The sequence below is a fragment of the Corynebacterium sp. HMSC077G07 genome, from assembly GCF_001809225.1.
Classification (GTDB): Bacteria; Actinomycetota; Actinomycetes; order Mycobacteriales; family Mycobacteriaceae; genus Corynebacterium; species Corynebacterium jeikeium_D.
In genome coordinates, this window is sequence record NZ_KV796535.1 from 181734 (window position 1) to 208438 (window position 26705).

Genomic DNA, 26705 nt, shown 5'->3' on the forward strand with positions numbered 1-26705 from the left:
GGGGGGGGGAGCCGGGGTCCGCCTTAAAGGGATAGGAGCCCGCTCTACTCAGGCCCCTATCCCAACTACAAAACCACCGTGAACTAATGGTGCTTGCGGTGGGAAAGCGAATCGACGCTCTGGCCCTTCTGCTCCAGCTGCGTGAGCAGCACGTCGCGGACATCGCGGCGGCGGACCTTGCCCATCTGGTCGCGAGGTAGTTCCTCCAGGTGGAAGAATGCGCGCGGCACCTTGTACCGGGTCAGGTTGTCGTAGCAGTGGTCGCGGTAGGCGTCGGAATCCAGTCGGGCGTAGTCAGCAAGGGTGATGGCGGCCACGACCATCTCGGAGCCGTCACTCTTCGGCAGGCCGACGACCGTGGCATCGGTGATGTCCGGGTGGGAGAGCAGTACTTCCTCGACCTCGGCCGGGTAGACATTGAAGCCACCGGTGATGATGACCTCCTTGATGCGGGCAACCAGCTTGATGAAGCCGTCCGACTCCATGACTCCGACATCGCCGGTGCGGTACCAACGGTCGCCAGCGGGAAGCTCAGCAGGCCCATCGGTGAAGGACTTCTCCGTTGCCTCCGGGAGGTTGAGATAACCGGCGAAAACCTGTGGGCCTCGGACGATGACCTCGCCCTCCTCGCCGTCAGCGCGGAGCTTGGTGGGATCTTCGGGGTCAACGATGGCGACCTCGGTGTCAGGGAATGGCAGGCCAACGTAGCCCGGGCGGCGGTTGCCGTCCATCGGGTTGCCGACGATAATCGGTGACGTTTCGGTGAGGCCGTAGCCTTCGACAAGACGCCCGCCAGTGAGTTTCTCCCACTTCTGCACAAGGGAAACCGGCAGGGTAGCAGCACCGCAGAAGGCGAACTTCACGCCGGAGAGGTCGACATTATCGCGCTCGGCGGCTTCGACAATCTTCTCGTAGAGAGTCGGCACACCAGGCACCCATGTCGGGCGATTGTTCTTCATCACCTTCATAATCAGCGGAATCTCCGGTGCCGGCACCAGCACCAGTTCAGCGCCAATCAGCATGGACAAGTTGGTGACAATGGTCAGGCCGTAGGCATGGAACATCGGCAGAACGCCGAGGGAGATTTCCCGCTCCTTGCCAAGGCCCGGCACCCAGGCCTTGCCCTGCAGAATGTTCGCTACCAACCCCTGGTGACTCAACTGTGCGCCCTTTGGCGAGCCCGTGGTGCCAGAGGTGTACATCATCACTGCAGTGTCATCGGCAGTGATGGATTCATCGGCCTGGAGGTCGTGGCCGTCTCCGCCGACGGCGTCGTGAAGCAAAGCGTCAAAACCCATGACCTGCGGTGCGGAGGAGTGCAGCTTAGCGCGGGCGGCGCGGAGTTTCGGCAGCGGGATCGACAGGGCGGTGCGCATGACAAACGGCAGGTCCTGCAGCATATTGACCGCGATGATGGTCTCGAGCGGGGTGTTGTTGCGGAGGTCTTCAAGTACGGGGACGATCTTGTCCCAGCAGATGGCAAAGCGGGCGCCGTGGTCGTTGAATGGGTGGCGCAGTTCGTGGGCGGTGTAGAGGGGGTTGTGCTCTACGGCAACAGCGCCGAGGTGCAGAACTGCCCAGTAGGCGATGACGTGCTGCGGGCAGTTCGGCATGAGCAGTGCCACGCGATCGCCTTTGCGTACGCCAAGTGCGCGCAGGCCGGCGGCAACGCTGCGAACCTTGGCATCTAGCTCGGCGTAGGAGGTGGAGCGACCGAAGAAGGTCAATGCCTTGCGGCGCGGGTGGTTGCTCAGAGTGTGGCGGTAGACGTCTAGGAGGGTGTCGAAGTTGTAGTCGATGTGGGGTGGGGTCCACTCCGGATACAGGTTCAGCCAGGCCTTGGAGGCCGCAGCGTTGGGTGTGGAACCGTGAGCTGGGGCGGAGTCATTTGCAGCGTGTGAGCTGGATGTATCGGCCATGGGGTCCTCCTAGGTTTTTGTTTAGCACCTGACTATGTCGTGAGGTGATAATAACCTACGACGTAGTAGGTATCGACCTCTATTGTGCCGTACGTCGCACTGCGATGCCGGAATTCCAATACACGTATTTGAGGTACTCATTTGCGGGGTTGCCCCTGGCATAGGCACTCTGGGCAGTATGAGCGAAACATTTCCGGCGGCAACGGCGGGCGCAGACGCGGCCACCTCTAACACCCCGGCGTGGCCGAACCGCATCGCGATGATCTCCATGCATACCTCTCCGCTGGAGCAACCGGGCATCGGTGACGCTGGTGGCATGAATGTCTACGTGCTGCGCACCTGCGAGGAGCTGGCGCGACGCGGTGTGAAGGTGGATGTTTTCACCCGCGCCACGCGTTCCAGCGATGGGCCGGTGATTCAGGTCAGTGAGAACTTCCGCGTCATCAACATTGTGGCTGGTCCCTATGAGGGGTTAGAGAAGTCAGACCTGGCTACGCAGATGCCGGCCTTTGCCGGTGGGGTCATTGAATTCGCCCGCAAACAGGGGATTGAATACGACCTGATCCATTCGCACTACTGGCTCTCTGGCCAGGTGGGGTGGCTGCTGTCGGATTTGCTTGACATTCCGTTTGTGCACACGGCGCACACGCTGGCGGCAGTGAAGAATCTCCATCTGGCGGAGGGAGATACGCCGGAGCCGGAGTCTCGGCGTATCTGTGAGCAGCAGATTGTGGACAATGCGTGCCGGCTCATCGTCAACACAGATGCCGAGGCTAAGCAGCTCGCGGATCTCCACGATGCCGACCCGTGGCGCATCAATGTCGTGCCGCCCGGGGTGGACGTGGAGCTCTTTTCGCCGGGCAGTGATCGTGCCACCGAGCGGTCCCGTCGTGAGCTGGGCATCCCGTTGCACACTAAGGTCATTTTGTTCGTCGGTAGGCTGCAGCGGCTGAAAGGCCCGCAGGTATTGCTGCGGGGTGTCGGTGAGCTCATGCGTCGCCATCCCGCCACTAATGTCCGAGTGATTATCTGCGGTGGACTTTCCGGTTCTGGGCTGCATGCGCCCGACGAATTCACCAATCTCGCCGCGGAAGAGGGGATCGACCACCTGGTCCGTTTCATGCCCCCGCGCCCGCCGCAGGACCTGGCGAAGCTCTACCAGGCCGCAGATATTGTCGCCGTGCCCAGTTACAACGAAACTTTCGGGTTGGTGGCGATGGAGGCTCAGGCCACTGGCACTCCCGTTGTCGCGGCGAATGTCGGCGGGCTCTCCATCGCTGTCGACGATGGGGTCAGCGGTTTGCTTGTCGACGGTCACGAGCCCGCAGCCTGGGCCGATGCCCTCGGTCGCCTGGTGGAGGACGACGAGCTGCGCATTAAGTTGGCCACCCAGGCGCGTGAGCACTCCTTGGAGTTTTCCTGGCAAAAGACCGTGGATCGGTTGGCCGATGTCTATCATCGAACCGAACTCCAAAAGGAAAATTGTCCCGGCTCTATCCGGGATGCGGGCGGCTCCCGGTAAGTTTCGTTAGCTTCAGTATCGCCAGGGCCGTAACCACAAAAACAGGGAGATGATTCACGATGAGCACGGACATCCAAGTACAGCTGAAATCCCTCGGTGAGCAGCTGGAACGCCTCGGTGTCGAGCATGGTATTGCAGACAATGCCGCCGTGGTGGTCCTGCCTGGTAAGAAGAAGCTCAAGACTATCGTCGGCCTCATCCCGGCGCCGGACTCCCTGCGTGTTGAAGCCTTCGTCTGTCGCGCGGTCGAAGAAAACCACGAGGCCGTTTACAAGTGGTTGCTACAGCGCAACCGTCGTCTGTTCGGCATCGGTTACACCATCGATGCCGCCGGCGACATCTACCTGGTCGGTCAACTGCCCGCTGAGCTTTCCGACGATGACCTCGACCGTCTCCTCGGTCAGCTGCTGGAGACGGCCGATGGGGACTTCAACCAGATCCTCGAACGCGGCTTTGCATCGGCAATTAAGCGTGAGTGGGAGTGGCGGGTTGACCGTGGGGAAAACCTGGCCAATCTGGAGCAGTTCCGCCACATGGTTGAGTAGCCGGGGGGTAGCAACCCACATAGCGGGGCAACGAACGGCGGGCTTTCCCGTTTTGGGGCACAATTAGGGGTATGAGCAATGGAAAACTGATTCTTGTCCGTCATGGCCAGAGTGAGTGGAACGCATCCAACCAGTTCACGGGCTGGGTCGACGTTGCACTGACCGACAAGGGCCGCGCTGAGGCAGTACGTGCCGGTGAGATGCTCGTAGAGGCAGGCCTGAAGCCGCAGGTTCTCTACACGTCGCTGCTGCGTCGCGCAATTAACACCGCACACATTGCCCTGGATACCGCTGACCTGTTGTGGATTCCGGTTATCCGTGACTGGCGTCTGAACGAGCGCCACTATGGTGCTCTGCAGGGTCTGAACAAGGCAGAGACCAAGGAGAAGTACGGCGAGGACCAGTTCATGTCCTGGCGTCGCTCCTACGACACTCCGCCGCCGGAGCTGTCGGATGACAGCGAGTTCTCGCAGGCTAATGACCCGCGTTACGCCAACCTGGATGAGGTTCCGCGCACGGAGTGCCTCCTGGACGTCGTGAAGCGTTTCATTCCTTACTTTGAAGAGGAAATCCTGCCGCGTCTGAAGGCCGGTGAGACTGTCATGGTGGCAGCTCACGGTAACTCCCTGCGTGCACTGGTCAAGCACCTGGACAACATCTCGGACGAGGACATTGCCGCTCTGAACATCCCGACCGGTATCCCGCTGGTTTACGACTTTGATGCTGAGGGCAAGGTTTTGAACCCGGGTGGCACCTACCTGGATCCGGAAGCTGCAGCTGCAGGTGCTGCTGCTGTTGCTGCTCAGGGCAACAAGTAAAAATGTAGGTGTTTGATAGGCCGATAAGGGGCGCAGCCAAGTGGGGCTGTGCTCCTTGGTCTATTTAGAGCTAGCTAGCGCACTGATTTTCAGCGCGCGCGGATTGTGAAAAGAGCTTAGGGTAAGACCCGTGTCAAAAATCATTATCGCCGCTCTATTAGGTGCTGCGGTTATGGCAGCTGTGCTGATTCTTGGTGGAGTTGTCTCGGGTGCCTATAACGCCGCTCGGCGTCAGAAGAGCGACGAGGAAAGTTCAATAACCACCATGGCGCAGGTCATGCACCTGGCCATTCAGAAGTCTCCGACGGGTGTGGTGGTCGTTGACATCTCACGTGATTTGATTTTGTCGAACTCCATGGCGCACAAGTTAGGGCTGGTCTATGAGCGCCGCCTCAATGACGTGGGCTGGGAAGCTGCGCTCAAGGTCTTTGACTCGCAGGAGGACCAGGAGCTAACGCTGGTGCTGCCGTCGCGCCGGGCGGGGGCGCCGGACACAATTGTCCGCTGTCAGCTAACTCCGTTGTCACTGGTGGACGACCGTTTTGTGGTGATTTATGCGGCGGATGTCTCCGAACAGGCCCGTATGGAGGCCGCGCGACGTGACTTTGTGGCTAACGTTTCCCACGAGCTCAAGACTCCGGTGGGGGCCATCAGCCTCTTGGTCGAGGCGCTGAATGAAGCTACCGACGACCCGGTTGCCGTGCGTCACTTTAGTGAGAGCCTGACGCAGGAGTCCAAGCGGATGTCGACCATGATTACGGAACTCATCTCGCTGTCGAAGCTGCAGGGGGCAGAGCCGCTGCCGGACATGTCTCCCGTGAAGGTTGAAGAGATTGTCCAAGGAGCTGTGCGTCGTAACCAGATGCTCTCGGAGCAGGCGGGTATTGAAATCACCGTTGACTGTGAGCCGGATTTGGTGGTTGAAGGTGAACGCAGCCTGCTGATCACCGCGGTGTCCAACCTGATTTCAAATGCGATCAACTACTCGCCAGAGGCCACGCCTGTATCTGTGACTGCGGTCAAGGAGGATAACGACACCGTCGCTATCCGCGTCACTGACCGCGGTATCGGCATTTCCCAGGCGAATCAGAAGCGTATCTTCGAGCGCTTCTTCCGTGCGGATAAGGCACGCTCGCGGGCGACAGGCGGTACCGGTCTGGGCTTGGCAATTGTTAAGCACGTCGCAGCGAATCACAAGGGAACCGTGAAGCTGTGGAGTCGGCTGGGCACAGGATCGACCTTCACCATTGAGCTCCCGCTGATGGAAAAGAACGGTTCCGCGTCGAATGATGGCGATGTATCTGCACGTTTGCCAATCGGCCACACCCAGCCTGCGGGTAAAATTGCGGCTAAGAAAAACGCGCAGCGCGGTACGGGCAAAACCCGTGGCAAGGATAAGGATTCCCAGAACAAGGATTCCAAGGAAGGAATGAAGTAATCCGTGACTGAGGTACTTATTGTCGAAGACGAGACGGCTTTGGCAGAGCCGCTTGCGTTTCTGCTGCAGCGCGAAGGATTCGAGGTGCGGATGGCCGCTGACGGCCAGGAAGCACTTGCAGAATTCTCCAAGGCAGAACCGGACATTGTGCTGCTGGACCTCATGCTGCCAGGTATGAGTGGCACCGAGGTCTGCAAAAACATCCGCTTAAAGTCCTCTGTCCCAGTGATTATGGTGACCGCCCGTGACACTGAGATTGACAAGGTCGTCGGCCTCGAAATTGGTGCGGATGACTATGTGACCAAGCCGTATTCCTCTCGGGAACTTATTGCCCGTATCCGGGCTGTGCTGCGCCGCGGTCGCCACGACGACTCCGACGATGTCGAGGATATCTACGAGGAGGTCTTGCGCGGCGGCCCGGTCGTGCTGGACGTCGAGCGCCATGTAGTCACCGTTGACGGCGATGATGTCGCAATGCCGCTCAAGGAATTCGACCTGCTGGAGTACTTGCTGCGCAACCGTGGTCGTGTGCTAACCCGTGGCCAGCTCATCGACCGCGTCTGGGGCTCCGACTACGTCGGCGACACCAAGACGCTGGACGTACACATCAAGCGCCTGCGCTCCAAGATCGAGCGCAATCCTTCCTCGCCGGAGTTCCTGGTCACCGTTCGCGGCTTGGGTTACAAGTTCGAGGACTAGCTCAGCAGACTGCTGCCGACAATCTCCGCCGTCGGTCTGAGAAACCCCGACTTAAACCTCGTCCGGCGCCAGCCCCTCGGCCGCTGCGCGTGTGGCCGGGTGAATCGCCAGCAGTGGGTAGCCACTCGGCCCGAAAGCCTTGGCCGCGCCCGCTATTTCTCGGGCACGGCAGTGCTCCGCCAGAATTTCGTAGCACTCTTCGCCGATGAGCTCTATTAGCTCGGACTTGTGCGTGCGCCACACCGGCTCGCCACCGGTATGTGTGGCCGGCGCGCCCGTGCAGAACCATTCAAAGTCCTCGCCGCCATCGCCCCAGGCACGACGATCGTATTCGGTAATGGTCGTGCGCAGAATCTCCTGGCCGTCCGGGCGTTCCTCCCAGTCCTCCAGTCGGCGCAGCGGCACCTGCCAACACACATCCGGCTTGACCTTTACGGGGTCAATGTCGTTGGCCATCGCCCATTGGTGGATGGCACAGCCCGCACCATTGCGCCATCCGTCACGGTTGGCAAAAATGCAGGCATTCTTCACGACCTTCGTTTTCAGAGCAGGCTCAGGCTCTCCGTTTTCGTCGTCAAGCTCGTCCCACACTAACCACGGTTCCAACGGTTCGGAGGGGTCGGTTTCGTAGGTTTCAAGCCACTTCAGAGTTTGTTCGGGGCGGTTCTGCCACCACTGGGGCTCTGCGGAGTCGCCTTCCATTCGCTTTACGACGTCAATAACCCTCTCGCGGTCTTCTTCGTCGGTGATAAAGGCGCCATGGCCACAGCATCCGACATCCGCGTTCGCGGAGTCGATGCCCTGGCAAGCGGAGGTGCCGAAAGCGCATTGATAGGAGCTCATCAACCAGGTTAGGTCGCAGGTGATGATATGTTCTGGGTCCTCCGGGTGGGCGAACTCGAACCACTCGCGGGGAAAGTCATAGGCGACTTCAGCGGGAGACGGTTGCGGTCCACGACCGGGGCGGGGGTGGGGGTGATTCACACCAATACACCGTAGACCGTCTAACCTACTAAGAGTGAGATTAGGTGTATTAGATGTAGGTAGTAATACCGTCCACTTGGTGATGGTGGACGCCCGCCGGGGCGGACATCCGACTCCGATGAGCGATTCCAAGTCGACGATGAAGCTGGTCGAGTACCTGGATAAGGACAACAACCTGTCCAAGAAGGGCATTGACAAGCTGACGGGCTACGTCGCTGAATCCAAGGAATTGGTTGAGCAGATGAAGTGCGAAGAGATGATTAGCTTCGCCACTTCAGCTGTTCGCGATGCCACGAATGCGGACGAGGTTCTCGCCCACGTTGAGAAAGAAACTGGCATTAAGCTGCAGATTCTCTCCGGTGAGGATGAGGCTCGTCTGACCTTTTTGGCAGTACGGCGCTGGTACGGCTGGTCTGCTGGTCGTCTAATCAACCTGGATATCGGTGGCGGTTCTCTTGAGCTGACGTCGGGTACTGATGAAGATCCGGAGGCCGCGTACTCGCTGCTGCTCGGTGCGGGACGGTTGACCCACGAGTGGTTCGAGACCGATCCGCCGGAGCGCAAGAAGATTGACCTGCTGCGCGATTACATTGATGCTGAGCTCGCTGAGCCAGCTCGTCATCTGCGTACGCTTGGTGAGCCGGACTTGGCTGTCGCCACCTCGAAGACTTTCCGCACTCTCGCTCGCCTGACCGGTGCGGCGCCTTCCGCTGCTGGTCCCCGGGTTAAGCGCACTCTGACTGCCGCTGGTTTGCGCCAGTTGATTGCGTTTATTTCCCGCATGACGGCGGCTGACCGTGCTGAACTTGAGGGTGTTAGTGCGAATCGTTCTCACCAAATTGTCGCAGGTGCTCTCGTTGCAGAGGCTAGTATGCGAGCATTGGGATTAGAGAAGGTCGAGATTTGTCCTTGGGCGCTGCGTGAGGGCATTATCTTCCGACGACTGGACAGTGACCTATACGGAAAGGGTTGAGATGAGCGAGGAAAAGCTCACCGTTGCCGAACTGCTGGCGCGGCGGCAGAAGGAGGGAGCCCCCTCTGAACCACCGCGGCGCCGCCGTCGACGCAGCCTTGAAGAAGGCGGTGTGTCTGTTCAGGAGCTCACCGGCTCAATCCCTCGTGTAAAGGCCGACGAACCGCGACGTGGTGCTCACGCTCTTTCCAACGCAGACGACGATCAGACGACTACGAGTGATTTGCTTGCCGACGAAGCTGCGGCCAACGCCGCCGAAGAAGCGCAGGCAACCGAACCGGAGGTAGAAGCTCCGGAGCACTCGGAGGCTGTCGCTGAGCCAGTGGTAGTTGCTGAAGGGGCGGATTCGTCGGAGCATGAGGTTCAAGCTGAGGCCGAGGCTGAAGCTGCTGATCAGGAAGAAGAGGAGTCGGAATTAGCTGAGGCTGACGCCGAAGTAGCTGACGCCGAGGTCGCTGAGGCCGAAGCTGACGAGGTTGCCGAAGTTGCTGAAGAACCGGTTGCACCGGTTGCACCGGCAGCTCCGCAGCAGGAGCAAGCCGCGCAGAGCACACCAACTGCGCAGCCAGCAGCCCCTGCGGTGCCATTGGCAATTCCGATGGAACCCCGTCCGGTCATGGTCAACTCCGAGCGTTCGGAGATTACCTACACCTTCACCGAACTGCGTGACATGGCAGACGAGTCGCAGCAGCTTGGGGAGCCGGGGCCAGTCGCTCGTGCGGTACTCACCGGTTCCAACGCTTACGACGACCGTCCGACTGCCTCCATTCCGGTTGTCCAGGACAATGTCGACGAAGAGTCCGAGGCATCCGCTGAATCGGATGACGTCGACGGTGAACAATTTGCTGAGGCTGAAGCTGCTCAGGAAACCGCTACCTTCGAGGCTGCCGACGCTGACGCCGATACCGGTGCCGCTTCCAAGGCGGCAGTGGCAGCCGCTGTCGCTCCTGAAGTTGCACAGGCAGAAGACGCACAGGCCGATATCGAGCAGGCCGAGGACGCCCCCACTGAGGCTGCACAGGTCGAGACCACACCGACCCAGGCCGCAGCTGACGAGAAGCAGGCGGAGCCCCGGGACGTCGTTAAGCGTGAAGAATCCAAGAGCTCCAAGGGCAAGGCCGTCGCGCGCGATGGCTACGCCGAGGACAATTCCCTCTCGGTGCCGTTGCTGCTAATCCAGGTCTTCGTGGGTCTGATTGCTGGTGCATTGGTGTTCCTGGGCTTCACCATGGCCTGGTCGTCGCTGCCAAAGATTGTGGTTGTCATCATGGCTCTCGTGGTCGCTGGTGGCTTCGCGGGAATGGCGAACTACCTGCGCCGTGAGAAGGACAAACTGACACCGATTCTCGCAGGACTTGTCGGTTTGGCGCTGACATTTGGCCCCTGGATTCTCTTCCAGTTGTAGTGGGGTCAACAGAATAATCATCACCTGATGCAGGGGTCGGAAGCGTAGTTTTCCGGTCCCTGCATTCGCATGTGTGGGCCAGTTTTGGCACACTTAGCGTCCATGACAAGAATTGCTGTAATTGGTGGCGGAAAGATTGGTAGCGCACTCGTCGGTGGTCTCATCGACGGTGGTGTCTCGCCCTCCTCGATTTATGTGGTGGGGCGCACCAAGGAGAGCCTGGCCGGTCTGAAGGAGACCTACGGCATTGTCGATGCCGACGACCCAGTAGGGGCCGTCGACGGTGCCGACGTGGTGTTCTTGTGCGTAAAACCGTACTTGATTATCGACATGCTCGAGCAGATTGCCGACGTGCTCGATGACTCTGAGGTCGACACCATTGTGGTGTCGATGGCGGCTGGCATCACGCTGGACAAGATGGAAAGCGTCTGTGCTGTCGGTACTCCGGTGATCCGCGTCATGCCGAATACCCCGATGCTGGTGGGCAAGGGGGTCTGTGCAGTCGCGCCGGGCCGCTTTGTCACGGAGAGCCAGACCGACGAGGTTGTCGAACTGTTGAAGAAGGTCGGCAGCGTTGAGGTTGTCGATGAGTCGCTGATGTCTGCAGTCACTGCAGTCTCGGGCTCCGGTCCGGCTTACTTCTTCCAGTTCGTCGAGGCGATGACCGACGCGGGTGTGAATCTGGGCCTCAAGCGTGATCAGGCTAAGCGTCTGGCGTCGGCTACGGCTGCTGGTGCAGCCGAGATGATGATGCAGGAAGGCGCGGACCCGACTGCGTTGCGTGCCGATGTCACCTCTCCGGGCGGTACAACCGCTGCGGCCACCCGAGTTTTCGAGGAAGAAGGCATTCGTCGCGCGGTGCATCGTGCGCTGCAGGCTTGCTATGACAAGGCCAACGAGATGGGTAAATAAGCATTTCGCCGAGTAGAGGCGGGTGTACAAGTAACCCCAATATTTGGGGCATTGGAAATGGTCAGCGGCAGTAGCTAATCCGATACGCAGGGACGATGGGTTAGTCACAACTGTCACACCATTCGCCAATGCCCCTATTTTTTATCAAAAATCGCACCGGCACCTTGCCTACCGGTAGGATATGAAAAGCACGTGCGTGTCACGATTTTCTGCAGGAGGGGAAGCCTGCAGCGCGTCGCGTGCGCTGAAGGGAATATTTACTAATGCAGAATGCAGATAAAGGCACCTTTCTGACCGTTGCAGAAGTTGCTGACATCATGCGCGTATCCAAGATGACCGTCTACCGCCTGGTTCACGCTGGCGAGCTGCCGGCAGTGCGCGTTGGCCGTTCTTTCCGCGTCCATGAGTCCGCAGTCAAGGAATACCTGGACTCCTCCTTCTACAACGCGGGTTAATTTTTTCTGCCTTTAAGCGGGGCTGTTTGACCTGAACGCATATGTCCCCGCTATGATTAATCCGATTAGTACATGGTGCTGTGCTGCGCCCCTGTTTCCTATCGTCTTCAAGTCATGAAGTATCTAGCTGTGAAGGCGGAAGGAAAAAGGGCGTGACATCTCGGCGGTTGTAAGGCCGCATTGAGTACGCCGCCATTGTGCAAGAAAAGAAATTTCCGTCAACGAATAGCGAGGTCGAGCCGATGGGTTCCGTCATTAAGAAGCGTCGCAAGCGCATGTCGAAGAAGAAGCACCGCAAGATGCTTCGCCGTACCCGCGTGCAGCGTCGTAAGCTCGGCAAGTAAGCCAGCATTCCTGCCGTTATCGCAGGAGCGCGCGTGCTGCGTCGCGTACACGTTTTAAAAGCAGAACCCGCCCGGTCTCGTTGAGATAGGGCGGGTTTTGTCGTTGGGGGCTAATCACGGGCTGCCGATTACGGGCTGCAAATGTGAAACTGTAGGAGTTTATGACACTTTCATGCCATTTTTCGAGCCATTTTTGTCATAAACGCAGTCACTAACTCTCGAGTGCGCCTAGCAGCGTTTAACTCTCCTTGTTCGCGTCCCACAGTCGCTTGCCGACGAGTCCCGCGCCCCCGACAGCTCCTGCCAGCAGTGCTCCGATCGAGAGCCACCGCATCGTGGCGAAGGTTGCGGAGCGAAAGTGGCGATAGTCGTAGATAGTCCACCCCATCTTCTGGGCGTAATTCCGCAACTTGCGGTCCGGGTTGATGGCCACGGCGGTGCCCACCATGGACAGCATGGGAATGTCGTTGGCGGAATCTGAGTATGCCGTGCAGCGAGACATGTCCAACCCGGAAGAGGCTGCCAGAGCTGCCACCGCGTGCTTCTTACCCGGGCCGTGGAGAATATCGCCTACCAGGCGGCCAGTGAACTTGCCATCTTTGACCTCGGCGACCGTGCCAAGGGCGCCGGTCAGTCCGATGTGCTTAGCGATAACCTGGGCCAGCTGCACCGGGGTGGCGGTGACCAGCCAGACCTCTTGGCCAGCCTGGATATGTAGTTCCGCCAGATCGCGGGTGCCCTGGTAAACGCGGTCGCTGATCTTTTCTTCAAAGATTTCTTCGCCGAGTTTGACCATTTCATTCACATCGTGGCCGGCGAAAAACTCCAATGCCTGTTCACGGGCCTTAGCTACGTCGGCAGCGTTTTCCGCGCCTGAGATTCGGAATTTCAGCTGCTTCCAAATCATGCCGGCCAAATCACGCTTCTTGATGAAGCCGCGCTCGACCAAACCCATGGCAAAGAGGAAGATTGATGCGCCTTGGACAAGCGTGTTGTCCACATCGAAGAAAGCGGCTGCGCCCTGATCGCGTTCGACACCTGGAATGGGCTGCGAGAGCACACGGGCACCGCCAGCGGCATCTTCGGCACCAGCTACACTGCGAAATCCCGTAGCCAGTTCTTCGCCGCCGACGTCGTAGACTTCGCCGAGAGCTTCCAGTGCATTGGCAGCCGCTGCAGCACCAGCTTCCTCCTGTGCTTCGTCATTGAGCGGAGCGAGAACTACCTGCTCGAGGAAGTTGCGGACGTTACCCTGCGAGGACGCAAGGTCACCCAGCATGTCGATGGGGAAGGGGGAGCGGTTGTCGGCACTGAACTCACTCACGGCACGAAAATCTCTTTCCACGGTGTATGCAACCGACATCCGTTATCGGAAGCTCTTGTTGAATAGTATCCGGTCTTTAGGCAAAGCTGCGCGCTGAGATTCAAGGAGCGGATGGGGCAAGGATAAGAAGAGTCACTTTTGCAGGGGAAGTGTGGGGAGGGGGACGTCGTAAAGCGAAACAGTCGACCTTTAGACTGGCCGTTATGGTGACTGTGACGGTGATGAGTAGGAAGACGTGCGGTTCGTGCGCCCGAGTGATTGCGCAGATTGAGCCGCTAGTTCGGGACCAAAATGCGCAGTTCCAGGTGGAAGACGTCGATACCGATCCGAACTTGGCCATGGAATTTGGCGATCGCGTGCCGGTGATTTTGGTCAATGATGAGGAAATCGCTTGCTGGGAAATCGATGATGATGAACTCCTGGAAGCGATAGCGGAGGCCGAATAAGTTCGGGAGACAACTCTGCCGAACTGCTAGGAGCTGCGGAGACATGGCAGAATGTGGAGTAGCGGCAAAGAAGTAGGGGAGTGCTGCGAACATCGAGGTAGAGACTAAGTAAAGTATGCCTTTGTTGTGACGAGATGGCAGAGTTGTCTAGCGTTAACAGTCATAGCTGTGTGAAAAAGCCCGTAGCGGGGCCTGTGAAGGAGCAATAGAGCGGTGATTGAGCGGTGAGTGTGCTTCTCGTCGGAATGTCGTACCGGTCTGCACCGGTGACCCTTCTTGAAAAGGTCTCCGTCGGTGAAACTGAGCGAGAGGCCATTTTGGCTCGGCTGGTCGCGGATGAAGCGATCAGCGAAGCGATGCTGTTGTCGACCTGTAACCGCGTTGAGTACTACGTGGTGGCCAACGGCTTCCACTCTGGCCTATCGGCCGTGGTCCGTGAAATTGTCGGTCGTACTGGGCTCGAACTCGATGAACTGACACCGCACCTCTATGTGCGGTACGCACAGGCCGCAGCGGAGCATGCCTTCTCGGTGTGTGCTGGTCTTGACTCGATGGTGCTGGGGGAACAGCAGATTATCGGTCAGCTTCGCAATGCTTACCAGGAAGCGGACGAAGCCGGCACCGTCGGTCGCATGCTGCATGACTTGGCGCAGAAGGCGCTGCACACAGGCAAGCGAGTCCACAGCGAAACACTGATTGATAATGCGGGCGCATCGATGGTCTCCGTGGCCATCGACGAGGCGATTGCTGCGCTGCATCCTGGGTTCAACTCTGGTGTTGACGTCGCTGAGGGTACCGATATTCTGGCCGGACGTTCGGCCCTTATCCTCGGCGCCGGTGCGATGAGTTCGCTGGCCGCCAGTTACCTGGGGCGCTGCGGCATTGATCGTCTGATTATTGCCAACCGCACCGTTGACCGGGCGCAGAACCTGGCTAACCACTCGATCGAAGCGGGCATCCCCGCTACTGCTATTGCGTTGCATGATTTCGCTGATGTCCTCGATGATGTGGACATTCTCGTCAGTGCCACCGGAGCCATGACTCCAGTGGTCTCAGCTGCAGATGTTGTCGACCACGGCCCGCTCGCCATCGTCGATTTGTCTATGCCTCGCGACGTCGCGGAGGATGTCTCCGGGCTTGAGGGGATCGCACTCTTCAACATCGAATTGCTGCAGATGACTCGCACGGAGGTTCCGGGTCGTGATGATGAGGCTGCAGCGCGCGACATTGTGGCCGAAGAGTTGGAGTCCTACCTCACGGCGCAGCGCGCAAGCGAGGTAGCACCGACTGTTCGCGCTCTGCGTGAGCGCGCGGCGGATGTGGCGGCGGCTGAGCTCGCTCGCCTGGAGGCGAAGACACCGGGTCTTACTCAAAAGGAACGTCGCGAGGTCGAGTCCACGGTTCGCCGCGTCGTCGATAAGCTCTTGCACGCGCCAACGGTGCAGGTCAAGAAGCTTTCTAGCCAGCAGGGTGGTGGCAACTACGCGCTTGCCCTGCAGAAGCTCTTCGACCTGCCCCTATCCACCCCCTCTGGCCTGTATGCTGACACCGATATCCCCGCAGATCTCATGGTAGAGGGCCGAATTGGGCGGATGCAGGGATTCGAGCAGTATGGTCTTGACAGTAGTGCCATCATTGAAGGCGTTGCTGAAACCACCAAAAATTAACACCCGGAGGGAAACATGCCTGACCCAGCGACTATTCGTATCGGTACCAGGGGCTCGGAACTGGCCACGACACAGGCCGGTCACGTCCGTGATGCACTGATTGAGCTGGGACAGCCTGCAGAGCTGGTGATTGTAAAGACCGCCGGTGACCATAACCGCCACGACCCGGTGGAAAAGATTGGCATCGGTGTCTTCACCCAGGCGCTGCGTCATGCACTCCGCGAGGGGGTGTGCGACATTATCGTGCACTCGTTTAAAGACCTGCCGACGTTGCCGGAAGACGACATGATGGTCGCAGCCGTGCCGGAGCGCGTCGATCCGCGAGAAGCGCTGATTTCCCGCGATGCCACGCCGCTGATGGACCTGCCTGAGGGGGCTCGTGTGGGTACCTCCGCGCCGCGTCGTGTCTCTCAGCTGCGTGCGCTGCGCTCCGATCTGGAACTTGTACCATTGCGTGGAAACATCGAAACCCGCATGGGGCGCGTCTCTGAGGACTTGGACGCTGTCATTCTGGCTCGCGCCGGACTGGAGCGCACGGGTCGCCTCGGAGAGATTGCGGAATCCCTGGATGTGGATGTCCTCATGCCAGCCCCGGCTCAGGGCGCCCTGGCGCTGGAGTGCCGCACTGCTGACCGCGAAATTGTGGATATTCTGCGCAAGATTGACCACCCGGTGTCCCATGCCCGCGCTGTCGCTGAGCGCGCGGTACTCAATGAGCTGGAAGCGGGCTGCACCGCTCCGGTCGCGGCCTACTCAACCGTGAGCGACAGTGGTGAACTCACCCTGCAGGCGGGGGTGTTCGCACTCGACGGTTCGCGTCAGTTGCTCGAGACCGCTACCGCAAACGTGGATAAGGCCGATGAGCTTGGCCGGAAGGTTGCGGCGGCCCTGCTCGAACGGGGTGCTCATGAGGTAATGGGCGATACCCTGCGGGAATCTCAAAAGTAGCCGGTTAGTTAATTTGGCTCAAACCCTTTATGCTAATAGGCCTGTATGCATGCCGTTGGGATAAGGGTTTCCTTCGTGTGCTCGCATGTGAGATTCAGGTGTCCACCTGCCACTTACATGCGTTGGCGCATGTCCGCTTTCTTCCTTAGAGACTCATCGGCACGAAAAGTGAACAACCAATAGAAAAGAAATCACTCCGCAACGATGAACACCTCCCTCCCCTCAGCAACGGGACGCATCCTGTTCGTCGGCGCTGGTCCTGGAAATCCCGACCTGCTGACGCTTCGCGCCCGTGAGATTCTCGCAGACACCGCTATCGCCTACGTCGACGCCGATGTCATGCCGGGGGTTCGAGAGCTCGTCGCAACCGATGTGCCTGTTCCTCCCGAGCTGCTGAAGGAAGCCGAGGAAGAGTACGAGCGCATGTGCGCCGCCGCCAAGGCCAAGGGATCTCGTCGTAAGCCGCCGCGCCCGGCACCACCGACCGCCGCAGATCTGCGCGAGCCTATCGACGATCCCAAAAAGATGGCCGAATTGCTCGTCGAAGAAGCTGCTAAAGGCAGTGACGTGGTGCGTTTGGTGGCAGGCAATCCGCTGACCAACGATTCGCTGCTGGCCGAAATCAACGAGGTCTCGCACGCCGATGTTGAGTTCCAGATTGTCCCTGGCATGTCCGTGCCCTCCACCGTTCCGGCATTTGCCGGTATCGCGTTGGGCTCGACGTACACGGAGACCGATCTCGGTCGCGCCGATGTGGACTGGGACGAGCTGGCCCAGGCACCGCAGCCGCTGGTGCTGCAGGCCGTGCAGGACGACCTGTCCGCCATTGCAACTGAGCTCGGCGAACGCGGCCTGCCGTCGTCGTTGCCGGTGTCGGTGACTGTCAACGGTACGACTCGTCTGCAGCGCACCTACGACGTCACGCTGGGCACCTTGGCGCAGCTCTCGGGTGACCTGACCGGTCCGCTGGTGGTCACGCTTGGCAAGGGTGTGGACAATCGTTCGAAGTACTCATGGTGGGAAAACCGCGCTCTCTACGGATGGAAGGTGCTGGTCCCACGTGCCAAGGCGCAGGCAGGCCCGATGAGTGCCCGTCTCGTTGCGCACGGCGCCATCCCGATTGAGGTCCCGACCATCTCAATCGAGCCACCGCGCAGCCCGGCGCAGATGGAACGCGCCATCAAGGGGCTTGTCGACGGCCGTTACCAGTGGGTTGTCTTCACTTCCGTCAACGCCGTCACCGCAGTGTGGGAGAAGTTCCAGGAATTCGGCTTGGACGCGCGCTCCTTCGCTGGGGTCCGCATCGCAGCCGTCGGCCATCGCACCGCCGCTGCCATCCGCGATCTCGGCATCACTCCGGAGCTGCTTCCGGATGACACTCGTCAAAATGCCGCGGGCATTGTCGACGTGTTCCCGGAGTACATCGAGGATCTCGATCCGGTCAACCGCGTGCTGCTGCCGCGCGCCGATATCGGCACCGATGTGCTTGTCGACGGTCTGATTGACCTGGGCTGGGAAGTTGATGATGTGGTCGCTTACCGTACCGTGCGGGCAGCGCCACCGAGTGCGGATATCCGCGACATGATTAAGTCCGGTGGCTTCGACGCAGTGTGCTTCACCTCGGGGTCGACGGTGAAGAACCTGGTCGGCATCGCGGGTAAGCCGCATGCTCGCACCATCATTGCCTGCATCGGGCCGATGGCCGCAGCCACGGCTCGCGAGTACGGCCTGCGGGTAGATGTCGTGCCGGAGCGCGCAAGCATCCCGGAGCTGGTGGATGCGCTGGCAGAGCATGTTGCGCAACTGCGGGCGGCAGGGCAGCTGCCACCACCGCGCAAGAAGCGTCGTCGTTCGCGTAAAACCAAGGACTGAGCAGGGGCGTACCGGAGCGAGTTCGCGTTTTGATTAAGGTTGTCTTTATGACTACATCTGGAGCTTCTGAATCATCCCGCGAAATCGATCTCGAACAGTTTGGATTTCCTCTCCCGATTCGTCGCCCACGCAGGCTGCGCACCAACCCGGTGATGCGTGCGATGACGGCGGAGACGACACTGACTCCGAAAAATCTCATCCTGCCCATGTTTGTTGCAGATGGGATTGATGAGCCGAAGCCAATCAGCTCCCTGCCCGGGGTAGTGCAGCATACCGAGGACTCCCTGGTAGAAGCTGTGCGCGAGGCTGTTGAGGCAGGTATCTCGGCAGTTGACCTCTTCGGTGTCCCGCTGGATGCGGACAAGGACGGCGAGGGCTCTGAGTCCTGGAATCCGGAGGGCGTACTCAACCGTGCCCTGCGTCGTCTCCGCGACGAGTTCGGGAATGACATTTTGATTATGGCCGACACCTGCCTGGATGAGTTCACTGACCACGGCCACTGTGGTGTGCTGGGCAAGGACCGCTTCGGCAACACGGTCGTTGAGAATGACCGCACGCTGATTAACTACATCAAGATGGCCGTTGCGCAGGCCGACGCCGGTGCCCATATCGTGTCCCCTTCGGGCATGATGGACGGCCAGATTGCCGCAATTCGCGAGGGCTTGGATGCCGCTGGCCATGAGGATGTCTCCATCATGGCGTACTCGGCAAAGTACGCCTCCGCCTTCTACGGTCCATTCCGTGAAGCTGTGGGCAGCTCGCTGCAGGGTGATCGCCGTACCTACCAGCAGGATCCTGCAAACCGTCGTGAGTCCCTGCTTGAAGTGCAGCTCGACGTTGACGAAGGTGCGGACATGGTGATGGTCAAGCCGGCCATGAGCTACCTGGACATTCTGCGCGAGGTCGCGGATATGTCGCCGGTGCCGGTTGCCGCCTACCAGGTCTCTGGTGAGTACGCGATGATTCACGCCGCTGCCGCCAACGGGTGGATTGACCTGGATGCTGCGATGATGGAGGCAGTACTGAGCATTCGCCGTGCCGGTGCGGAGCAGATTTTGACCTACGCAGCGGTGGACTTGGCGAAGAAGCTGCGCGCCCAGTTCTAATTCGCTCGGGTGAACGTGCAGTAGCAAATATCGAGAAGTGGACGGATGACTAAAGAAGAGAAGAAGCCCGCAATTCCCGAGCAGGTCGAGGGAGCTAGGCAGGCGTGGCGGGTTACGGCCGTGTTGCAGCTGCTCGTCGCTGCGGTAGCTACGGTGACCTACTGGCTGCATCCGGAAATGCTGATGAGCCCCTCAACCGCTAAGGAGAATTTCCCGGGTTTCAGCGAGGGCCAGATTGATGCTGCCATGAAGGCGACTATCGTTATCGCGTTCTTTTTCGCAGTGGGGCTTTGCATCGCGTTCTTCGCCATTATCGAGCGAATGCGCAAGGGGAGCGAAGGTGCTCGCACCGTGCTGGTTATCGGCTCGCTTTACCTGGCACTGTCGGCGCTGATGTCCTTCTTCTCTTCTACGGCTTCAGAATCGGGAGTGCCGGCATCCCTCGTTCTTATCAGCGGAATTGTGCGAATCGCCTCGGCCACTGCCGCGGTAGCGGGTCTAGTGCTCGCCGCTTCGAAGGAATCCAAGGACTACTTCGATCATCAGCGCCCGTCGAAACCGTGGACCCCGTCCGCTCCGGAATCGCATCTGCCGAGAGCGTCGAAGCATGGCGCTGATCCAAAGCGGCAACAGCAGCTGGGCCAGTCACAGCCCAAGCAATCCAAGCAGCCTGAGGAGTCCAAGCGATGATGTCCCTGCCGAGTCGGCCCTGGCAGTGGGTGCTCTTCGTCGCGCTCATCGCCCAGATTGTCCTGAGCTTGATACTGGTCACCGGCGACTATTCGCAGGCTCCCGCCGCCGTTGGCCGCGATATCTACATCGTCGCCGGTGTGACGCTGGTCTGCTCGCTTATTGGTAGCGGCTGCTTGCCGACGGCCACTGAGTTCAAACTCTCCCGGAACTGCCTGCTCATCATGGTGATTATCACGGCTCTCGCCATGTTCTTTGCCATTATGGCTGGAGCGCTGACTGTATGGGTTATCGCGCCCAGCCTGGCGATGGCGTGTGGACTACTGTTGCTCTATCGTGAATTAGCGCTCACGCGCGCCAACCAGCCACAGGATTAGACGGAAAGTTTCAAAGGCCATGAGTGACACCGGTGAGTTTGATTTCTCTCTGGACAATCGCGTTGAACAAGCGATTGTGGATGCCAAGGTCGCTGCTCGTAAGGCATTGCCACGAAGCCGTCAGGACATCGACGAAGAAAGTGCCCATCAGCGGCTTGCACACCGCAGAGGCCAGTCCAACACAGCTTTCGCACTCATCCTGGAAAACTTGGAAAACGCCGAGAGCGCTGAGCGTGCTGAGCATGTTTTGGAATCCTTTCCAGATGTGACCGCCTCTGTGGTCTACAAGCCCGGACGCGCGTGGATTACCGCGCCCGATACCATCGATCCGAATCAGTTCATCGAAGCTCTCCGCGAAATTGGGGTCGAGTCGTACCTCACGCGCAGCACGCTTCGGCGTCGTGCAACTCGGCTGGATGTGTCACAACATCGCCGTCCCGCTGTTCCGGCTGCCGCTCAACAGAATGAGGAGGAGCGCATTCGCCGTCGTGAAGCGGCCTTGCGCCGAAGCGGCGGTGGCGCGGAAGTACTGTTCACGGCGCGTGAACTGGTGACCAAGCAACGCTTTTGGGGAAGCCTGTTCCTATCGATTCCGGTGCTGGTGACGTCGTTGAACGTCAACTGGCAGTTCCCGGGTTGGCAGTGGATGTGTCTTGTGCTGACCACGATTGTGGTGTGGTGGGGTGGTTGGCCGTTCCACCGGGCAATGGCGGCGTCCCTGCGTCGGCGGATGTCGGCGCTGGATGGGGCGAGCTCCATTGCCATCCTGCTGGCGTGGCTGTGGTCGCTAGCGCAGCTTATCTTTGGTCCCGCGGGACAGATTGGATATACCACTGCGCCCACTTGGTTTGCTTTCAACTACCGGGAAAGCGCCTCGGCAGAGGTGTTTTTCGACGTTGCCTGCGGTCTGACTGTGCTGTTGCTAACAGGTCGCATGTTTACGCGCTACAACAAGGTGCGTACTGGACAAATCTTGCGCAACCTGCGCATTCCAGCTGAGCGAAACGTGACAGTCGTGCGCAAGAGCGCTAAATCCGCGGAGCCGAAACGGGTGGAGGTGACGGTCGCGGAGCTCAATATCGGTGATGACATCGTGGTTCCACCGCACTCGGTGATTCCGGTTGATGGCTCAGTCATCGGTGGTGCGTCCACGATGGATGCGCAGCTACTCGGTATCGGCGTTGAACCGCAGAAGGTCAAGGTCAATTCCAAGGTTTGGGCCGGTGCAATCAACCTGGATTCGGAGCTCAAGGTGCGCGTGGAACGCACCGGTTTCAAGACCCGGGCGTCATCGATAGCGCGCTGGCTTCGTCAAGCGGTTCGAGAAGAAACAGTGATGCACCAGACCGCAGTGCACTCGGCATCAGAGCTGGTGCCATGGACGCTGTCGTTGGCGGGCGTGGCTTTTTGCGGCTGGTGGCTGGCGACTGGCACGATGAGCGGTGCCCTCGCGGTGGCGCTGGCTATGCTCTCGGGCATCGCGCCGGTGGCATTGGCAATGTCTACGTCGACCGTGCAGCGCATCGGGATTCTGGCCGGTGCTAGTAACGGAATCTTGATTCGTGGCAATGAGACTTTCCGAAAGCTGGCCGCTGCCGATGTGGTGATTTTTAACCGAGTTGGAACGCTGACCGAGGGTGACACCCACGTGCTCGGTGTCGCCGCTGAGCGCAATGAAAATCCGGATCTGGTTCTGCGTGTGGCGGGCGCTCTCATGATGGAGAGCAACCACCCGGCATCAGCGGCAATCGTGCGCGCGTGCCGTGTATCCCGCGACGCCGGTTCCGGCGGTGGCGAGGTGCCGCACTGGATTGAGACTGTACACGTCGCAATTGCGGAAGACGGTGCGTTCGTTGGCCAGGTAGAGATCCCGGTGAAGGACTCGGACGACAAGTTGGAGATGCGCTTTGTTGAGGGGCGCGTTTGGCGTCCGCGTGATCTCACTGCACTCAGCGAGAAAATGGCCGTGGCTGCGCTCAGTGGCGGTACTCCGATGGTGGTGTCGTGGCGTGGCAAGGTCCGTGGTGTCATCACCATTGGTGAGGACATTAAGCCCGATGCGGTCGAGAGCATTGACCAGCTTGAGGATATGGGCGTGGACACCATGATGATCACGCGAGATCCGTATCCAGTAGCCCGTCGTTTTGCTGACCGGCTGAATATCTCACGAGTATTCGCGGGCATCATTGCCTCCCGCAAGGCCATTGCGGTGCGTTCGGTCCACAGTGACGGCGAGACTGTCGTGATGGTTGGCGACAAGGACATCCGGGACTCTCTGCGTGCCGCTGACGTGGGTGTTTTGATGGACAACACCGAAGGCAATCAGAATCTTGATGTTGATTACGCCGATGTCGTGGCACTGCGTAACAACGTGTTGTCGATTCCGGAGGCCATTGAAATCGCACGTGCTGTGGTGCGGATGATGGACTCCAACATCTACTTTGCGTGGTTCTACAACGTTGCGGTCATCCTGCTGGGTATGACCGGTATGATTCACCCGCTGCTGGCATCGCTTTTGATGATTTTCTCCAGCTTGTGGATCGACTGGCGATCCCGTCGAGTGTCCTCTCGCCGCAAGCATCTATTCAGGGTGAAGCTGGGACGTTGGTAGGGCAGGGTAGCCCTTCATCCGAGTGGCCGTCTACGATGGTCACCGTGACTCAAGACATTAATGCTCCTCATGTCCCAGAAAACGTTGAGCTCACCGATCGTTCGGCAGAGTTCTTTACGCAGGCTCAGGCAGTGACGCCGGGTGGCGTGAACTCGCCGGTCCGCGCCTTCGGTTCCGTCGGTGGCACCCCACGTTTCATTGACCACGCCGCGGGCTCTCGTCTCGTGGATGTTGATGGTAACGAATATGTGGACTTGGTCTGCTCGTGGGGTCCAATGATTCTGGGCCACGCGCACCCGGCAGTGGTGGAGGCCGTTCAGAGCGCCGCCACTCGCGGTTTGTCTTTCGGCGCTCCGACGACGGCTGAGACCGACCTGGCTCGTCACATCGTTGAGCGCACGTCGGTAGATGAGGTGCGTCTGGTCAACTCCGGCACTGAGGCCACTATGTCCGCAGTACGCCTGGCTCGCGGTTTCACTGGCCGTTCCAAGATCATCAAGTTCGCCGGCTGCTACCACGGTCACGTGGACGCGCTGCTGGCATCGGCCGGTTCCGGTGTCGCTACTTTTGGTCTGCCGGATTCGCCGGGTGTCACCGGTGCATCGGCTGCCGACACCATTGTTGTTCCTTATAACGACATTGAGGCCGTCAAGGCCGCATTCGCTGAGAACCCGGGCGAGATTGCCTGTGTCATCACTGAGGCGGCAGCGGGCAACATGGGTACCGTCGCACCGCAGGACAACTTCAACGCGAAGTTGAAGGAAGTCTGCCACGCAGACGGCGCACTGCTGATTCTCGATGAGGTCATGACTGGCTTCCGCGCTTCCTACAACGGCTGGTACGGCATTGATGGTGTGGCCGGTGACCTGACCACCTTCGGCAAGGTCGTCTCCGGTGGTCTGCCGGCAGCTGCCTTCGGTGGTCGCCGCGACGTCATGGAGTACTTGGCTCCGAACGGTCCGGTGTACCAGGCAGGCACACTCTCCGGTAACCCGGTCGCTATGGCAGCTGGCCTGGCCAACCTGGAGAATGCCACGAAGGATGTCTATGACACCGTCGCAGCCAATGCAGATCGCCTGGCCACGATTCTGTCCGACGCCCTGACCAAGCAGGGCGTGGCCCACCACATTCAGCGTGCGGGCACGATGCTCTCGCCACGCTTCGCCGAGGGCGAGGGCCATAACTTTGAGCAGATGCAGGCAGCGGATACTTTCCGCTACCCGGCTTTCTTCCACGCCCTACTGGCCAATGGTGTCTACCCGCCGGCTTCTTGCTACGAGACCTGGTTCGTCTCCGCTGCGCTGACCGACGCCGACTTCGAGATTATCGAGCGTGCAGCAGCCCGCGCGGCCGAGGCGGCGGCAACCGCCAAGCCGGAGTAGGTGACACGTGCCGAACAAGACCAATTCGCAGGCAGCACAGCAGGAATCGCAGCCGACACAGCCGGAAAACCAGGCGTCTAAGCGTGCAACAAAGCACGCCAAGACCACGGTCGTACATCTCGTCCGCCACGGCGAGGTTTATAACCCGGATAAGATTCTCTACGGTCGCCTGCCCGGCTGGCACTTGTCTGAGCGCGGTCAGCGTCAGGCAGCGGCCACGGCCTCGTCCTTCGAAGGCCACGACATCCGCTACTTCGCCTGTTCCCCGCTACAGCGCACGCAGGAAACCTCACGGCCCTTCACCGAGATAATCGGCATGAAGCCGACCCTGGATGAAGATTTGCTGGAGGCTGGCAACTCCTTTGAGGGTTTACACATCAAGGGCATTGACTCCGCACTGTGGAATCCGAAGTACTGGCCACGGCTGCGTCGTCCGAGCGTGCCCAGTTGGGGCGAGCCCTACGAGGAGATCGCGGACCGTATGTTCCACGCCATCGAGCGAGCCCGCGAGGCCGCCGAAGGAGCGGAAGCGGTGCTGGTGACGCACCAGCTGTGCATCATTGCAGCTCAGCGTCGTGCGCGGTACTTGAAGCTCGCCCACAACCCGGCAACTAGGCAGTGCGATCTGGCCAGCGTGACCTCCTTGGTCTTCGTCGGCGACACCATTGTCGACGTGCGCTACAGTGAACCGGCCGGTCACCTGTAAGGTGAATAAATAGTTTTGTTGAAGTTTCACTGACCCCCGGAAGGTGGCACCCCAAGTGGCCAAGGTCTCATCGTCCCGAATTGCAGCAACGCTAGCGGCAGCAACTCTGTCTCTGTCGCTCGCAGCATGTAACCCCGGAGATTCAGTGGGACACGATGCCGTTGCCGTCGGCGGTCAGTTCGAGTTTGTTTCTCCAGGGGGTCAGCAGATCATTGACTACGCACCCGAGGAGCGCAAACCGGTCGGCAAGGTGTTCGGTCCTTCTCTAGAGGACGACGACAAGAAAATCTCCCTCGATGACTTCAAGGACCAGATTGTGGTCCTAAACGCCTGGGGGCAGTGGTGCGCACCGTGCCGATCCGAATCGGATGACCTGCAGTATGTCCAGGAACAGATGGAAGAGCAAGGTATCGGCACCGTTCTCGGCATCAACGTCCGCGACAATGTCCGCCAGGCTCCCATCGACTTTGTGAAGGACAACGGCATCACCTACCCGTCCATCTATGACCCGGCCTTCGTCAACGCCAGCGCACTCGGCGGCATCCCGGCTTCGGTGATTCCGACAACCATCATTCTGGACAAGCAGCACCGCCCGGCCAAGGTCTTCCTCCGCGAGGTCGATCACACCATGCTGATGAAGGCTGTTAATGAAGTGAAGGCGGAGGGCTAGGCCCCAGCATGGGAACTCTTGCCATGGACACGATTTATCTTGCCGATGGCATCGGCCAGCAGTTCGCCGACGCCGCCACCGGCGGTCCCATCCTATTAGGCCTGCTCGCTGCTGCGCTGGCTGGTCTCGTCTCGTTTGCCAGCCCGTGCGTCATTCCGCTCGTGCCCGGTTACGTCTCGTATCTCACCGGTCTTTCCGGAGCATCGGGGGCGCAGGGCCAGGGCTTGACGACGGGCACTGCGGACGCAACCGCCGTCGATAAGCGTGACGGCGATGGAGGGCGTGGCAAGCGTTCCGCAACTGCCCGCGTCGGCCTGGCTGCGTTGCTGTTCGTGCTGGGCTTCACTGTCATTTTCGTGCTGGGGTCGGCCTCAATTTTCGGGCTCGTGTCCACGCTGCGTCTGCAGGCGCGCACGCTGACGATTGTCGGTGGCGTGGTGACCATCGTGATGGGACTCGCCTTCATGGGCATGGTGCCGGCGCTGCAGAAGGACACCCGCATGGCGCCGAAGCGCTGGACCACGTGGCTGGGAGCGCCACTGCTTGGCGCGGTGTTCGCGCTGGGGTGGACGCCGTGTCTGGGCCCGACGCTGACTGCAATTATTTCGGTGTCCGCGGGCACGCAGGGTATGACCGCGGCCAGGGGAGTGGCGCTGATTATCGCTTACTGCCTGGGGCTGGGGCTGCCGTTCATTTTGGTGGCGCTGGGGTCGGCACGCGCGATGCGTGGAGTGGACTTCCTGCGTAAGCACTCGCGAACTATTCAGCTCATCGGTGGTGTGGCGCTGGTGCTGGTCGGAATTGCCCTGGTCACGGGACTGTGGGATGTTTTTGTTGCCTGGGTTCAGGCCGCTTTTATTACTGATACGGTAACGCCAATTTAGTGAAAGAT

The 26705-nt window shown here is 59.7% G+C and carries 25 protein-coding genes; 22 read left to right on the plus strand and 3 right to left on the minus strand.

The window, feature by feature from the left end; translation table 11 throughout:
- Positions 1 to 83: 83 nt before the first annotated feature.
- Entirely contained in the window at positions 84 to 1919 is a 1836-nt protein-coding gene (locus HMPREF2562_RS06525; RefSeq protein ID WP_083295712.1) for a long-chain-fatty-acid--CoA ligase, read from the minus strand.
- Between the two features lie 259 nt (positions 1920 to 2178).
- Here HMPREF2562_RS06525 and mshA point away from each other — a divergent pair, with 259 nt between their 5' ends.
- The 5 genes from mshA (at position 2179) to HMPREF2562_RS06550 (ending at position 6941) form a co-directional block, all read left to right on the plus strand.
- A complete protein-coding gene (gene mshA, locus HMPREF2562_RS06530; RefSeq protein WP_172620248.1) occupies positions 2179 to 3441 on the plus strand; it encodes a D-inositol-3-phosphate glycosyltransferase in 1263 nt (420 codons plus the stop codon).
- 59 nt (positions 3442 to 3500) lie between these two features.
- Positions 3501 to 3986 (plus strand): type III secretion system chaperone family protein, encoded by a 486-nt coding sequence (locus HMPREF2562_RS06535; protein WP_048732346.1) that lies wholly within the window; start codon positions 3501 to 3503, stop codon positions 3984 to 3986.
- A gap of 71 nt (positions 3987 to 4057) precedes the next feature.
- The gene (locus tag HMPREF2562_RS06540) at positions 4058 to 4804 is read left to right on the plus strand and encodes a phosphoglyceromutase (RefSeq protein WP_016421977.1); all 747 of its coding nucleotides are present in this window, start codon (positions 4058 to 4060) and stop codon (positions 4802 to 4804) included.
- 130 nt (positions 4805 to 4934) lie between these two features.
- Positions 4935 to 6242, plus strand: a complete 1308-nt coding sequence (locus tag HMPREF2562_RS06545; RefSeq protein WP_016421978.1) for a sensor histidine kinase — start codon at positions 4935 to 4937, stop codon at positions 6240 to 6242.
- Positions 6243 to 6245: 3 nt separating this feature from the next.
- A complete protein-coding gene (locus tag HMPREF2562_RS06550; protein ID WP_016421979.1) occupies positions 6246 to 6941 on the plus strand; it encodes a response regulator transcription factor in 696 nt (231 codons plus the stop codon).
- Positions 6942 to 6992: 51 nt separating this feature from the next.
- On the opposite strand, the gene HMPREF2562_RS06555 is transcribed toward HMPREF2562_RS06550, so the two are convergent.
- Positions 6993 to 7925 (minus strand): DUF3109 family protein, encoded by a 933-nt coding sequence (locus HMPREF2562_RS06555; protein WP_070549782.1) that lies wholly within the window; start codon positions 7923 to 7925, stop codon positions 6993 to 6995.
- A gap of 34 nt (positions 7926 to 7959) precedes the next feature.
- On the opposite strand from HMPREF2562_RS06555, the gene HMPREF2562_RS06560 reads away from it, so the two are divergent.
- From HMPREF2562_RS06560 to HMPREF2562_RS10760, 5 genes are all read left to right on the plus strand, one after another.
- Complete coding sequence (locus tag HMPREF2562_RS06560) at positions 7960 to 8898, plus strand: Ppx/GppA family phosphatase (RefSeq protein WP_161798518.1); 939 nt, start codon at positions 7960 to 7962, stop codon at positions 8896 to 8898.
- 1 nt (position 8899) lies between these two features.
- Positions 8900 to 10303: a hypothetical protein gene (locus HMPREF2562_RS06565; RefSeq protein WP_016421982.1), complete on the plus strand. Its 1404-nt coding sequence runs from the start codon at positions 8900 to 8902 to the stop codon at positions 10301 to 10303.
- 102 nt (positions 10304 to 10405) lie between these two features.
- Positions 10406 to 11215 carry a pyrroline-5-carboxylate reductase gene (gene proC / locus HMPREF2562_RS06570; protein ID WP_016421983.1) on the plus strand — a complete coding sequence of 270 codons (810 nt, stop codon included), beginning with the start codon at positions 10406 to 10408 and terminating at the stop codon, positions 11213 to 11215.
- 263 nt (positions 11216 to 11478) lie between these two features.
- On the plus strand, positions 11479 to 11670 hold the full coding sequence (locus HMPREF2562_RS06575) for a helix-turn-helix domain-containing protein (RefSeq protein ID WP_005509751.1): 192 nt from the start codon (positions 11479 to 11481) through the stop codon (positions 11668 to 11670).
- Between the two features lie 242 nt (positions 11671 to 11912).
- Positions 11913 to 12014 (plus strand): 30S ribosomal protein bS22, encoded by a 102-nt coding sequence (locus HMPREF2562_RS10760; protein ID WP_003855542.1) that lies wholly within the window; start codon positions 11913 to 11915, stop codon positions 12012 to 12014.
- 238 nt (positions 12015 to 12252) lie between these two features.
- Here HMPREF2562_RS10760 and HMPREF2562_RS06580 read toward each other — a convergent pair whose 3' ends face one another.
- Entirely contained in the window at positions 12253 to 13377 is a 1125-nt protein-coding gene (locus HMPREF2562_RS06580; protein ID WP_016421984.1) for an HAD family hydrolase, read from the minus strand.
- A 164-nt stretch (positions 13378 to 13541) separates the two neighbouring features.
- Between HMPREF2562_RS06580 and HMPREF2562_RS06585 the strand changes: the two genes are divergently transcribed.
- The 12 genes from HMPREF2562_RS06585 to HMPREF2562_RS06640 all read left to right on the plus strand — a co-directional run bounded on the left by HMPREF2562_RS06585 (position 13542) and on the right by HMPREF2562_RS06640 (position 26697).
- Positions 13542 to 13784, plus strand: a complete 243-nt coding sequence (locus HMPREF2562_RS06585; protein ID WP_016421985.1) for a glutaredoxin family protein — start codon at positions 13542 to 13544, stop codon at positions 13782 to 13784.
- A gap of 224 nt (positions 13785 to 14008) precedes the next feature.
- Entirely contained in the window at positions 14009 to 15451 is a 1443-nt protein-coding gene (locus HMPREF2562_RS06590) for a glutamyl-tRNA reductase (protein WP_042388369.1), read from the plus strand.
- A 15-nt stretch (positions 15452 to 15466) separates the two neighbouring features.
- Positions 15467 to 16399 (plus strand): hydroxymethylbilane synthase, encoded by a 933-nt coding sequence (hemC, locus tag HMPREF2562_RS06595; protein ID WP_049190547.1) that lies wholly within the window; start codon positions 15467 to 15469, stop codon positions 16397 to 16399.
- A 204-nt stretch (positions 16400 to 16603) separates the two neighbouring features.
- Positions 16604 to 18271: a bifunctional uroporphyrinogen-III C-methyltransferase/uroporphyrinogen-III synthase gene (locus HMPREF2562_RS06600; protein ID WP_070549783.1), complete on the plus strand. Its 1668-nt coding sequence runs from the start codon at positions 16604 to 16606 to the stop codon at positions 18269 to 18271.
- Positions 18272 to 18318: 47 nt separating this feature from the next.
- Entirely contained in the window at positions 18319 to 19377 is a 1059-nt protein-coding gene (hemB, locus tag HMPREF2562_RS06605) for a porphobilinogen synthase (protein ID WP_049172406.1), read from the plus strand.
- A 45-nt stretch (positions 19378 to 19422) separates the two neighbouring features.
- Positions 19423 to 20067 (plus strand): hypothetical protein, encoded by a 645-nt coding sequence (locus HMPREF2562_RS06610; RefSeq protein ID WP_016421990.1) that lies wholly within the window; start codon positions 19423 to 19425, stop codon positions 20065 to 20067.
- On the plus strand, positions 20064 to 20444 hold the full coding sequence (locus HMPREF2562_RS06615) for a hypothetical protein (protein WP_016421991.1): 381 nt from the start codon (positions 20064 to 20066) through the stop codon (positions 20442 to 20444). Before HMPREF2562_RS06610 ends, HMPREF2562_RS06615 begins: the two co-directional genes overlap by 4 nt.
- Positions 20445 to 20463: 19 nt before the next feature.
- Complete coding sequence (locus HMPREF2562_RS06620) at positions 20464 to 23055, plus strand: heavy metal translocating P-type ATPase (RefSeq protein ID WP_016421992.1); 2592 nt, start codon at positions 20464 to 20466, stop codon at positions 23053 to 23055.
- A gap of 35 nt (positions 23056 to 23090) precedes the next feature.
- Positions 23091 to 24437 carry a glutamate-1-semialdehyde 2,1-aminomutase gene (gene hemL / locus HMPREF2562_RS06625; protein WP_049190552.1) on the plus strand — a complete coding sequence of 449 codons (1347 nt, stop codon included), beginning with the start codon at positions 23091 to 23093 and terminating at the stop codon, positions 24435 to 24437.
- Positions 24438 to 24444: 7 nt separating this feature from the next.
- Entirely contained in the window at positions 24445 to 25143 is a 699-nt protein-coding gene (locus HMPREF2562_RS06630) for a histidine phosphatase family protein (protein WP_076772585.1), read from the plus strand.
- Positions 25144 to 25198: 55 nt separating this feature from the next.
- A complete protein-coding gene (locus HMPREF2562_RS06635; protein WP_016421995.1) occupies positions 25199 to 25813 on the plus strand; it encodes a TlpA disulfide reductase family protein in 615 nt (204 codons plus the stop codon).
- A gap of 23 nt (positions 25814 to 25836) precedes the next feature.
- Complete coding sequence (locus HMPREF2562_RS06640) at positions 25837 to 26697, plus strand: cytochrome c biogenesis CcdA family protein (protein ID WP_070546392.1); 861 nt, start codon at positions 25837 to 25839, stop codon at positions 26695 to 26697.
- Positions 26698 to 26705: the final 8 nt, after the last annotated feature.

Coding starts and splice junctions, on each gene's coding strand:
- HMPREF2562_RS06525 (WP_083295712.1), bottom strand. CDS start 1,919: ATGGCCGATACATCCAGCTCACACGCTGCAAATGACTCCGCCCCAGCT.
- mshA (WP_172620248.1), top strand. CDS start 2,179: ATGATCTCCATGCATACCTCTCCGCTGGAGCAACCGGGCATCGGTGAC.
- HMPREF2562_RS06535 (WP_048732346.1), top strand. CDS start 3,501: ATGAGCACGGACATCCAAGTACAGCTGAAATCCCTCGGTGAGCAGCTG.
- HMPREF2562_RS06540 (WP_016421977.1), top strand. CDS start 4,058: ATGAGCAATGGAAAACTGATTCTTGTCCGTCATGGCCAGAGTGAGTGG.
- HMPREF2562_RS06565 (WP_016421982.1), top strand. CDS start 8,900: ATGAGCGAGGAAAAGCTCACCGTTGCCGAACTGCTGGCGCGGCGGCAG.
- proC (WP_016421983.1), top strand. CDS start 10,406: ATGACAAGAATTGCTGTAATTGGTGGCGGAAAGATTGGTAGCGCACTC.
- HMPREF2562_RS06575 (WP_005509751.1), top strand. CDS start 11,479: ATGCAGAATGCAGATAAAGGCACCTTTCTGACCGTTGCAGAAGTTGCT.
- HMPREF2562_RS10760 (WP_003855542.1), top strand. CDS start 11,913: ATGGGTTCCGTCATTAAGAAGCGTCGCAAGCGCATGTCGAAGAAGAAG.
- HMPREF2562_RS06580 (WP_016421984.1), bottom strand. CDS start 13,377: ATGTCGGTTGCATACACCGTGGAAAGAGATTTTCGTGCCGTGAGTGAG.
- HMPREF2562_RS06585 (WP_016421985.1), top strand. CDS start 13,542: ATGGTGACTGTGACGGTGATGAGTAGGAAGACGTGCGGTTCGTGCGCC.
- hemC (WP_049190547.1), top strand. CDS start 15,467: ATGCCTGACCCAGCGACTATTCGTATCGGTACCAGGGGCTCGGAACTG.
- HMPREF2562_RS06600 (WP_070549783.1), top strand. CDS start 16,604: ATGAACACCTCCCTCCCCTCAGCAACGGGACGCATCCTGTTCGTCGGC.
- hemB (WP_049172406.1), top strand. CDS start 18,319: ATGACTACATCTGGAGCTTCTGAATCATCCCGCGAAATCGATCTCGAA.
- HMPREF2562_RS06610 (WP_016421990.1), top strand. CDS start 19,423: ATGACTAAAGAAGAGAAGAAGCCCGCAATTCCCGAGCAGGTCGAGGGA.
- HMPREF2562_RS06615 (WP_016421991.1), top strand. CDS start 20,064: ATGATGTCCCTGCCGAGTCGGCCCTGGCAGTGGGTGCTCTTCGTCGCG.
- HMPREF2562_RS06620 (WP_016421992.1), top strand. CDS start 20,464: ATGAGTGACACCGGTGAGTTTGATTTCTCTCTGGACAATCGCGTTGAA.
- hemL (WP_049190552.1), top strand. CDS start 23,091: ATGGTCACCGTGACTCAAGACATTAATGCTCCTCATGTCCCAGAAAAC.
- HMPREF2562_RS06640 (WP_070546392.1), top strand. CDS start 25,837: ATGGACACGATTTATCTTGCCGATGGCATCGGCCAGCAGTTCGCCGAC.